Here is a 10,705-nt window from a genome sequence, read left to right as displayed (position 1 = left end):
GCAGCCCCGCCGACAGCACTGCTGCAGGGCGACCCGCAGCCGACCCGGAGGTACGCGCCATGGACCGACTCGACGTGGCAGAGCCCGCCTGGACCGGCATCTCGCCCAAGTACGTCTGGCCCGAGCTCGTGGGCTGGCTGGTCACCGGGCTGATCGCGGCCGTGGCCACGACGCCGCTCTGGTTCATCGGCGCCTGGTGGTGCTACGCGATCACCGCCGCCGTCGTGGTCGTCATGGTCGTCGTCATGGCGTTCGTGCCCCGACGCGTCCGCTCGATCCGGTACCAGCTGCGGTTGGACGACCTGCTCGTCCGCCGCGGCATCCTGTACCTGCGCTTCGTCGCGGTGCCCTACGGCCGCATGCAGCTCATCGACATCAACCGCGGCCCCGTCGTGCGGGCCCTCGGCCTCAGCGACCTGAAGTTCGTCACGGCGGCGGCGTCGTCGGGCGTGACGATCCCGGGGCTCCCGGAGGCGGAGGCCGACTCCCTGCGCGACCGCCTCGTCGAGCTCGCCGAGTCCCGCCGGGCGGGGCTGTGAGCGGGCCGCTGCCGGGGGAGGGGGCACCGCCTCCTGCGGACAGGCCTGCCGCGTCCGCGCCGCCTGCGACGCCCGCCGCGGTGGCCGAGCTCACCGACGGCGAGTGGCACCGCCTGCACCCGGCGACCCCGCTGCTCAAGGGCGGCATCGCCCTGATCGTCGTGCTGGGCATCATCGTCAACAACGCCCGCGAGTGGGTCGTCGGCTTCTTCGTGCCGGGCGGGCGTCGCCCCGACGGCGACGGCGAGGGCGACCCGTTCGGCTACGTCGTCGAGCACGGGTACCTCGGGTTCGTGCTGCTCGGGGTGCTCGTCGTGGTCGCCGTGCTCGTGCTCGTCTTCTGGTTGTCGTGGCGGATGAACACGTTCCGCGTCACGGAGGAGATCGTCGAGGTCCGCAGCGGCGTCGTCTTCCGCACGAACCGGCGGGCGCGTCTCGACCGGGTGCAGGGGATCAACATCCAGCGGCCGGTGCTCGCGCGCGTCTTCGGGGCCGCGAAGCTCGAGGTGAGCCAGGCCGGCGACGACGCCAACGTCTCGCTCGCCTACCTCCGCTCGGCGGCGGCGGACGACCTGCGGCGCGAGATCCTGCGGCGCGCCTCGGGCGTGCAGCGGTCGGCCGTCGACGGCGTGCAGGCGGCGGCGCCTGCCGGTGCGGCCACGACCGCGTCCGCGACCGCGTCCCCCCAGCTTGCGGCCGGCCAGGTCGCCCCGGGCCAGGCCGTTCCCGGCCACGCCGCGCCTGCCGACTCCCGTCAGCGCTTCGTCGGGCTCGTCGAGCAGCGCGCCCAGGACTTCCTCTCCGACGGCCTCGACCCGCAGGAGGCGACTCCCGAGTCGGTCGTGAAGGTGGACGTCGGCCGCCTGGTCGGCTCCGTCCTGCTCAGCGGGTACACGTTGTTCCTCGTCGCGGCCGCGATCGCCGTGGTCGTCAGCGTGCGGCTGACGGGCGAGTTCTTCCTGCTCTTCGCCCTGCTGCCCGCCGTGCTCGGCTCGAGCGGGTACTACGTCAACCGGGTCACGAAGTCGCTGCGCTACAGCATCTCGTCGTCCCGGGACGGCATCCGCATCGGCTACGGGCTGTTCTCGACGACGAACGAGACGCTGCCGCCCGGGCGCATCCACTCGGTCCGGGTGAGCCAGCCCCTGCTGTGGCGGCCGTTCGGCTGGTGGCAGATCAGCATCAACCGGGCCTCGCGCTCGTCGACCGACGGGTCGGGACAGCAGGGCAACTCGACGCTCCTGCCGGTCGGCGACGAGACGGACGTGCGGCGCGTCCTCGAGCTCGTGCTGCCCGAGCTCGTCGGCGTGGCCGCCGCCGAGGTGCAAGCCGAGGAGCAGGCCGAGGAGGCGTCGGTCCCGTCGGCCGAGACCGGCGTCGGCACCGAGACCGCGGGCGCCGAGCCCGCGGTCGCTGAGCCCGCGGTCGCGGAGCCCGCGCTCGCGGAGCCCGCGCACGCCGGGCCCGCGCACGAGGAGCCCGAGCGTGCCGTCGTGCACGAGCGCGCCTCGCACACCCTCTCGCTCGTCGAGGACGGCCTGACCTCTCGCGGCAGCGAGGGCGGCTTCACCACCTCGCCCCGACGGGCCGCCGTGCTGCGCTGGTTCTCGTGGCGCCGCAACGGGTTCCGCACGGCTCCGGGCGCCCTGCTGCTGCGCAAGGGAGCGATCTGGCGCGAGCTCGTCGTCGTGCCGCTGCCCCGGATGCAGAGCGTCGGCCTGTCGCAGGGTCCGCTGCTGCGTCGGCTCCGGCTCGCCGCCGTGCACCTGCACACCGTCCAGGGGCCGATCATCGCGACGATCGGCGCGCTCGACCAGGACGACGCGATGGCGTTCTTCGAGGGTGCCGCGCGGGACGCGGTGACCTCGGCCCGCGCCGACCGCACCCACCGCTGGGGCGCCTCCTCGGCCCCTGCCCCTGCTCTCGACCCGGCAGACCCGACCCCCGCCTCCTCGACTCCCGTCGCCCCCGTGGTCGCCCCTGTTCTCACATCTGAGAGTGATCCGCCCTCGGACAGCGCCGCGACCCCGCCACCGAGCGCTGGCGAGCAGGATCTGTCTCCGTTCGCCGACGCGCCCCGCGACGCACCTCGAGAGGAGCCGCGCCCGTGAGCCCGCAGCAGAGCGGCCGCCTCGGCGTCGGCGTGATCGGCGCCGGCCACGTCGGGCCGGTGCTCGGCGCCGCCCTGGCCGCCGCGGGCCACGCGATCGTCGGCATCTCGGCCGTGTCCGAGCGGAGCCTCGACCGGGCGGAGGCGATCCTCCCGGGCGTCCCCGTGCTGACGGTCCCCGAGGTCGTCGAGCGCAGCGAGCTCGTGCTGATCGCGGTGCCCGACGACCAGCTCGCCGACCTCGTGCAGGGCCTCGCCGCGACCGGCGTCTGGCAGCCGGGACAGCTCGTCGTCCACACGTCGGCGGCGCACGGCCTCGAGGTGCTGCGGCCGGCTCTCGTCGCGGGGGCGATCCCGCTGGCGATCCACCCCGCGCTCACGTTCACGGGGACCACGATCGACCTCGTCCGGCTCCGCGAGGCGTGGTGCGCCGTGACCGCGCCCGGGCCCGTCCAGCCGATCGGGCAGGCGCTCGTCGTCGAGATGGGCGCGGAGCCCGTGCTCGTCAGCGAGGCGGACCGGCCGCGCTACGCCGAGGCCGTGGCGACCGCCACCGAGTTCTCCGCCGCGATCGTCACGCAGTCGGTCTCGATGCTCGCCGAGCTCGGCGTCCCGGAGCCCGGCCGCCTCATCGCGCCCCTGGTCCGCTCCGCCATGGACCGCGCCCTGGGCGTCGCCGGCGGCTCGAGCGGCCCCGGTACCATCGACATGGCGGCGTTCGACGACCCGCCGTCCCCGTTCGGCGGGGGCCTCGGCGCCTGACGGCTGCGCGCCTCCTCGTCCGCTCGTCGCCGTCGCGGCCCACGCCGCGCCTCCTCGCCTCCCCGTTCTCTCCGTCCCCCACCACCCCGCTGGAGCCCCCGCACATGACCGACGCCCCCGAGACCACCACCCCCTCCGACGACGCGGCCACCGTGGCCGCCGCCGCGGCCGAGGCGGCTCGCGAGGCCTCCGAGCAGAAGCAGGTGCGGCTCGAGAAGCGTGCCCGGCTGCTCGAGACCGGGCGCGACGCGTACCCGGTGGGCGTCCCGCTGACCGACACGATCCCCGCCGTGCGGGCGCGGCACGCCGAGCTCGAGGCGGGCGCCGAGACCGGCGAGGTGGTCGGCCTGGCCGGTCGCGTCGTGCACGCGCGCAACACCGGCAAGCTCTGCTTCGCGGCACTGCAGGCCGGCGACGGCTCGCGCATCCAGGCGATGGTGTCGCTGGCCGAGGTGGGCGACGAGTCGCTCGCCGAGTGGAAGGACCTCGTCGACCTCGGCGACCACGTCTTCGTCAAGGGGCAGGTCATCTCGTCGCGCCGCGGCGAGCTGTCGATCATGGTGAGCGAGTGGGCGATCGCGTCGAAGGCGATCCTGCCGCTGCCGAACCTGCACGGCGAGCTCAGCGAGGAGACCCGCGTGCGTCAGCGCTACCTCGACCTGATCGTCCGCGACCAGGCCCGTGCCACGGTGCGCGCCCGCGCCGCCGCGGTCTCGTCGCTGCGCCGGACCTTCGACCAGCACGAGTACCTCGAGGTCGAGACCCCGATGCTCCAGACGATGCACGGCGGCGCGGCGGCGCGTCCGTTCCAGACGCACAGCAACGCGTTCGACACCGAGCTGTTCCTCCGCATCGCGCCCGAGCTGTTCCTCAAGCGCGCCGTCGTCGGCGGCATCGACCGCGTCTTCGAGATCAACCGCAACTTCCGCAACGAGGGCGCTGACTCGACGCACTCGCCCGAGTTCGCGATGGTCGAGGCGTACCAGGCCTACGGCGACTACGAGCAGATGGCCCGGCTCACGCAGCAGCTCGTGCAGGAGGCGGCGCTCGCGGTCGCGGGGACCCACCTCGTCACGCTCGCCGACGGCACCGAGTACGACCTCGGCGGCGAGTGGGCCCGCGTGCCGATGTACGAGTCGCTGAGCGAGGCCGCCGGCGTCGAGGTCACGCCGTCGACGACCGTGTCCGAGCTGCAGCGCCTCGCCGCGACCGTCGACCTGGTCGTGCCGCACGAGACGCACGGCAAGCTCGTCGAGGAGCTGTGGGAGCACTTCGTCAAGCCCTCGCTCGACCGCCCCACCTTCGTCGTCGACTTCCCGGTCGACACGAGCCCCCTCGTCCGCCAGCACCGTTCGAAGCCCGGCGTCGTCGAGAAGTGGGACCTCTACGTGCGCGGCTTCGAGCTCGCCACGGCGTACTCCGAGCTCGTCGACCCGGTCGTGCAGCGCGAGCGCTTCGTCGAGCAGGCCGCGCTCTCGGCCCGTGGCGACGCCGAGGCCATGCGCCTCGACGAGGACTTCCTCCGTGCCCTCGAGCACGGCATGCCGCCGAGCGGCGGCATGGGCATGGGCATCGACCGCCTCCTCATGGCGATCACCGGGCTCGGCATCCGCGAGACGATCCTCTTCCCGCTCGTCAAGTAAAGCCCCGTCCCGGGGCGTGTGCGCCTCTTGACCGCCCGAGTCTGTGTCAGTACGTTGGTACGAAGCTGATACAAAACCCGGGAGGGCTCGATGTTCTGGATCTACCTGCTCCTCGTCGCGTCGCTGGTCGTCATCGCCGTCGACACGGCATCGCCCCGTCGCCACGGGGCACAGCTCGCGAAGCTCGCCGCCCGCATGAACCTGCCGGTGACACCCGAGGTCGAGCCGCTCGTCCGCGCCCGCCTCCGCCGTCGTGCCTGGGGCGTGGGGCTCGGCGGCGGCGTGGTCGTCGCCGCGGCGCTCACGGCCGGGCTGCTGTCGCCCGAGCTGCGGCAGTCGCCCGTCGCCGCGGCGGCCGTGCTCGTCGCGGGCTTCGCGGGCACGGGCGTCGGCGCGGCAGTGGCCGCCACCGGCTCGGTGCCCCGTCCCGCCGCCGACGCGGTCCGCGTCGCCCGGACCGCGCCTCCTCGTGTCGCCGACTACGTCGGCCCGCCCGAGCTGCTCGGCGCGCGCCTCGTCGTGGGCCTGGCACTCGTCGCCGTCGTCGTCGGCGGTGTGGTCGCCGTCACGGGCCTCGGCGGCGCCCTCCCTCCGATCGCTCTCGTCGACTGGGTCACGGGCATCCCCGGGGTGACCGCCCTCGTCGCCGTGGTCGGGCTCGTCGTGACCGAGGTGGCCATGAGGCGCCTCGTCGACCGCGGGCAGCCGGCCGTGTCCGAGCTCGACCTCGCCTGGGACGACGCGCTCCGGTCGATGGCCCTCCGCGACCTCGTGACGGCCCCCGTCGTCCTCGGCTTCGTCGGCCTCACCGGCACCCTGACCGTCCTGGGCGACGCGGCCGCCGGCGGTGGCCCCGGGTCCGTCGGCAACGTGGTCGTGGGCGTCCTCGGGCTCGGCGTGGTCGTGCTGCTCACGCTCGCGGCCGGGGTCGTCATCTGGGCCCTGGCGACGAAGCCGCACCTGCACTGGTGGCGACGCCTGTGGGAGCCGCGCCGCCCCTCCGTCGTCGGCCCCGCCGGCGCTTCGGGGAGCCGACCGTGATCGTCATCGACCAGCGCTCGTCGGTGCCGCCCTTCGAGCAGCTCCGGCAGCAGCTCCTCGCCGCGATCGGCTCGGGCGAGGTGGCGGCCGGCGCCCGGCTGCCCACCGTGCGGCGGTTCGCGGAGGACCTCGGCATCGCGCCCGGCACCGTCGCCCGCACGTACCGCGAGCTGGAACAGGCGGACGTGCTCGAGACCCGCGGCAGGCACGGCACGTTCGTGACCGCGGGCGGCGCCGAGGCCGAGGCGCGGTCCGCCGCTGCAGAGTTCGTGGCGCGGCTGCGCCGCCTCGGGGTGGACGCGGCGACCGCGCGCGGGCTCGTCGACGCCGCCTTCGACGCGTCGGCCTGAACGGAGCGGGCTGTCCTGCAGGAGGTGCGGGGCGCCTCCTGCGGGGCGACTGCGGCGCGAGGTCGTTCGGCCTCGACGCATCCCCAGGTGCGCAGGGGCCGGCAGCGCTTATCCTCGACGCATGCCAGAGACCTTCTTGGGAGCCGCGATCTTCGCCGTGACGCCGACGATCGTCGTGGGCCTGATCTTCTGGTTCGTGGTGCGCTCGCTGCTGCGGGCCGACCGGACCGAGCGGTCCGCCTACGCGAAGATCGAGGCGGAGGAGCGCGAGCGAGCCGAGGCCCTCGAGCGCGGCGGGGCCGGCGCGACCCGCTCCTCCTGAGCGTCCCTGCACGCCCGTCGACATCGTCGGCGGGCGTCTGCTGTACCCCGAGGGCAGAGGAGCGCGCGGCGCGGGGGACGAGCCTGTCCCCCGGCCAGGGTCGCCATCTGGACGGGAGAGCGGGCACTGTACCCCAGGACCCGCATCTGCGCCCTACACCCGATGGCGGCGCTCGTCAAAGCCTGGTCTCTCCCGTCCCCCGAAAGGCTCGAAACCCTGTGCGCGCGCACAGAACTGCCTAACGAAGGCCCGGAGCGACTTCTGTCGGGACCCTGCCACGCGCCAGACTCGTCTCAACGCCGAAGAGCTTCACGAACTATTCGACATGACACCAGTCAGACCTCGAGCAGGGAGAGAACGATGACGATCACATCCGTCACCACGCGCAACACCACCACGGACACCACCGACGAGCCCGAGGTCGAGGTCCTGTCCCAGGTCCGCGGTGCCTCCACCGACCAGGTCGGCGACTACCTCCGCCACATCGGCCGCATGCCGCTGCTGGACGCCGCAGAAGAGACCGAGATCGCGCGTCGCATCGAGGTCGGCCTGTTCGCCGGCGAGAAGCTCAAGGAGCTCCAGGCCGCCGACGCCGTCAAGAAGAACCGCACCAAGGCGCACGCCGAGATGATGCGCGACCTCCGCTGGCTGCAGCACGACGGCGAGCGTGCCAAGGACCGCATGATCACGGCGAACCTCCGCCTGGTCGTCAGCATCGCGAAGCGCTACACGCAGCGCGGCCTCCCCTTCATGGACGTCATCCAGGAGGGCAATCTCGGCCTCGTCCGCGCGGTCGAGAAGTTCGACTACACGCAGGGCTACAAGTTCTCGACCTACGCCACCTGGTGGATCCGCCAGGCGATCGCCCGCGGCCTGGCCGACAAGGCGCGCGCCATCCGCATCCCCGTGCACACGGTCGAGCGCATCAACCGCATCTCGCGTGCCGAGCGCGACCTCACCGTCGACCTGGGCCGTGCGCCCACCGTCGAGGAGGTGGCCGAGGAGGTCGCCATGGAGGTCGCCGACCTGGTCGAGCTCAAGTCGCGCTCGCACGAGCCCGTCTCGATCCACACCGTCGTCGGCGACGCCGAGGACAGCGAGCTCGGCGACTTCATCGAGGACGAGGAGACCCCCTCGCCCACGGCCGCGACCGAGAACTCGCTGCTGAACCGCGACATGCACGCCCTCGTGGCGACGCTGCCCGAGGACGAGGCCCGCGTCATCCGCATGCGATTCGGCCTGGACGACGACCAGCCGATGACCCTCGACGAGATCTCGAAGCGCGTGCACAGCTCGCGCCAGGCCGTCTCGCGCGTCGAGAGCCGTGCCCGCCTCCGCATGTTCGCGAAGGCCGTCAGCCAGGACCTGCAGCTGTACCTGCAGTAGGCCGTTCCGACCTGCAGTGCCTGAGGGCCGCCTCCCCGTCCACGCGGGGAGGCGGCCCTCTGACGTCCCCCTCGTCCCATCGCCCAAGTGACGGGCCCACGGTCATTCCTGCCCGTGAGTGGTCCCAATTCGGCCCTCGTCTCCTCGTGAAGAACGACATGTGACCCCAGGACGGCCCGGCACGCCGGCTCACCGGGCGTATCCGCTCGAATGGTCCCAATTGGGGCCCCTCAGCCGATGCAAGCACGAGAACGGACCACTCGACGTCAGGCGGAGAACCCTCCACACCCGAGGAGGCGCGCGTCGTTCGCACAGGACGCCTCCGTTCCCGGGCCACCCGCCCCGCATCGCCCCGATGCTCGTCACATGCCTCGTGTCGATCTGCCTCCGTCGTTGTCCGCCCGGCCCTTCTCCGTGGCGGAAGCGCTCCACGCGGGGCTGGGTCGAGAGCGACTCCGGGGCCGGGACCTGGTCCGTCCACATCACGGAGTCCGGGCACCCCTCCGAACGGCTTCGGTCGGTCACGTCCAGGACGCGGCTCGGCTCTTCCTCCCTGCGATGCGACCAGGATGGTGTTTCTCCCACGTCACGGCACTCGCCATCTGGGGCCTGCCCCTTCCCTCGATGCCGGTCCTCGGCGGGCCGCCTGGACCGACCCTGTTGCACGTCTCCGCCTCAGCAGGGCGCGGTCCTCGGCGGGGAGGCATCGTCGGACATCGCGGACTCGGCCTCGACACGGCTCGCACCCTAGGTGACCTTCCCGTCGTCGACCCGTTGACGGCGTTCGTGCAGGCAGCTTCGCAGTTGCCTCTGGACGCTCTCGTGGCGGTCGGCGACGCCCTCTGCGGTTCGTGGTCGCCGTGGCCGGAGGCGCGCGAGCGAGCACTGACCGACATCGAGGAGCACCTCGCCGCCTCGGGTCGGGCACGTGGGGTCGGTTCGGGCCGACGAGCGCTCACGCACGTGCGCATCGGCGTCGAGTCCCCGAAGGAGACAGAGCTCCGCCTGCTCCTCGTCCGAGCAGGACTCCCCGAGCCCGAGATCAACACCAAGACCTACGACGGGGCCGGTCGCTACCTCGGCAAGCCCGACCTCCGCTACCCGGACGAGCGGGTCTCGATCGAGTACGAGGGCGACGAGCACCGACGTGACCCGGAACGATGGCGCCGCGACATCCGCCGACGGGAGCGCTTCGCCGACGCGGGCTGGCGGACGATCCGAGTCACGGATGCCGATCTGCGAGGGGCGTCTGGGCGCGAGCTCGTCGGCCGGGTCCGGCGTGTCCTCTCTGGCTGACGACTCCGTCGAGTGGTCTCGATCTGTCCTTCACCGCCGCCGGGACGACTGTTCGCGACCACTCGGTCCGTGGCGGGAAGGGGACGGGGGGAGGAGGGGGTGGTGGGGGAGGCGCGGCGGCGGTACCGTGGGGAACGGACGAGCGAGCGCACATCAGCGCACGCCGCAGGAGCTGCACGAGAGGGGTGATGAGAATGGCCGACGTCATCGCGATCGCGAACCCCCCTCACACCCGGGTCGCCGTCTAGACGCTGCGCCTCGCGCGAGCGCCGGTGAGCGGCCCCCTCCTCAGGAGATCCGCTTGTCCTCTCACCCCGACGACTCCGTCGTCCCGCTCTACACCTCGACCCCCACCACCTCGACCCCCACATCCTCGGCCCCCTTCCCGGCCGATTTCGTCGTCCCTGCCTTCAGCACCGCCGAGCCCGAGGACGACCAGCGCTGGTCGACCTGGCCGGCGGCCACGCCCACCGAGCGCGGCCCACGTCCGTGGCCGGGCTGGCTCGTCACCTCGGCCGCCGCGGTCGACACCGAGCTCGGAGTCGTCAAGTCGGGCAAGGAGGCGGACCTGTTCCTCATCGACCGCACCGTGCCCGACGACGTCGAGCTCGGCCCCCTGGACGGCGGCCGCAGCGCGCTGCTCGCCGCCAAGCGCTATCGGGGCCCCGAGCAGAGCGACTTCCACCGCTCCGCCCAGTACCGAGAGGGGCGGCGTACCCGCAACACCCGCGACGGTCGCGCCATGGCGCGCGGCTCCTCGCACGGTCGCCGGGTGCAGGCAGGCCTCTGGGCGGCGGCGGAGTTCGACGCGCTCGGCCGGATGCACGCGCTGGGCCTGCCGGTCCCGTACCCGGTCCAGATCTCGGACACGGAGGTGCTGATGGAGTTCATCGGCGACGGCACGGCCGCCGCACCTCGCCTGGCCCAGACGCGTGCCGACGGTGCCGACCTCTGGCCGTTGTTCGAGCAGGTGGCCGAGATCGTGCTCGTCCTCGCGCGTGCCGGCTTCGCCCACGGCGACCTCAGCGCCTACAACCTGCTCGTGCACGAGGGCCGCGTCGTCGTCATCGACGTGCCGCAGCTCGTCGACGTCGCGAGCAACCCGCAGGGCGCCGAGCTGCTCGAGCGCGACTGCCGCAACGTCTGCGAGTGGTTCGGTCGCCGCGGCTTCGAGCGCTCGCACGACCACCTCTTCGCCGAGGCCCTGGGGGAGGTCTTCGGCTAGGAGGCGACGTAGAACCGTCGCGAAGCGCTGC

Annotated in this window: 10 protein-coding genes; all 10 read left to right on the top strand. The window is 73.0% G+C overall.

Translation table 11 applies throughout. The features are described from left to right. The first annotated feature begins 59 nt into the window (after positions 1-59). Complete coding sequence (locus tag ACZZ97_RS13570; RefSeq protein WP_463473495.1) at positions 60-539, top strand: PH domain-containing protein; 480 nt, start codon at positions 60-62, stop codon at positions 537-539. Positions 540-619: 80 nt separating this feature from the next. Then, positions 620-2,650 (top strand): PH domain-containing protein, encoded by a 2,031-nt coding sequence (locus ACZZ97_RS13565; protein WP_463473494.1) that lies wholly within the window; start codon positions 620-622, stop codon positions 2,648-2,650. Next, complete coding sequence (locus ACZZ97_RS13560; protein WP_463473493.1) at positions 2,647-3,411, top strand: Rossmann-like and DUF2520 domain-containing protein; 765 nt, start codon at positions 2,647-2,649, stop codon at positions 3,409-3,411. The genes ACZZ97_RS13565 and ACZZ97_RS13560 overlap by 4 nt, the downstream gene beginning before the upstream one ends. Before the next feature lie 104 nt (positions 3,412-3,515). After that, positions 3,516-5,054 (top strand): lysine--tRNA ligase, encoded by a 1,539-nt coding sequence (gene lysS, locus ACZZ97_RS13555; protein ID WP_463473492.1) that lies wholly within the window; start codon positions 3,516-3,518, stop codon positions 5,052-5,054. Between the two features lie 90 nt (positions 5,055-5,144). Next, complete coding sequence (locus ACZZ97_RS13550) at positions 5,145-6,095, top strand: hypothetical protein (RefSeq protein WP_463473491.1); 951 nt, start codon at positions 5,145-5,147, stop codon at positions 6,093-6,095. Then, complete coding sequence (locus tag ACZZ97_RS13545) at positions 6,092-6,445, top strand: GntR family transcriptional regulator (RefSeq protein WP_146902274.1); 354 nt, start codon at positions 6,092-6,094, stop codon at positions 6,443-6,445. The genes ACZZ97_RS13550 and ACZZ97_RS13545 overlap by 4 nt, the downstream gene beginning before the upstream one ends. A gap of 121 nt (positions 6,446-6,566) precedes the next feature. Continuing rightward, a complete protein-coding gene (locus ACZZ97_RS13540) occupies positions 6,567-6,767 on the top strand; it encodes a hypothetical protein (RefSeq protein WP_463473490.1) in 201 nt (66 codons plus the stop codon). Between the two features lie 360 nt (positions 6,768-7,127). Then, positions 7,128-8,153 (top strand): sigma-70 family RNA polymerase sigma factor, encoded by a 1,026-nt coding sequence (locus tag ACZZ97_RS13535; RefSeq protein ID WP_192040547.1) that lies wholly within the window; start codon positions 7,128-7,130, stop codon positions 8,151-8,153. A gap of 822 nt (positions 8,154-8,975) precedes the next feature. After that, on the top strand, positions 8,976-9,449 hold the full coding sequence (locus ACZZ97_RS13530) for a hypothetical protein (protein WP_463473489.1): 474 nt from the start codon (positions 8,976-8,978) through the stop codon (positions 9,447-9,449). A gap of 301 nt (positions 9,450-9,750) precedes the next feature. Beyond that, positions 9,751-10,674, top strand: coding sequence for a serine protein kinase RIO (locus ACZZ97_RS13525; RefSeq protein ID WP_463473488.1), 924 nt, complete (start codon positions 9,751-9,753; stop codon positions 10,672-10,674). The last annotated feature ends 31 nt before the right edge of the window (positions 10,675-10,705 follow it).

The organism is Frigoribacterium sp. AC512 (genome assembly GCF_979258295.1).
The sequence above is the reverse complement of the archived record's forward strand: the minus strand, read 5'-3'. Positions and strand labels throughout refer to the sequence as shown.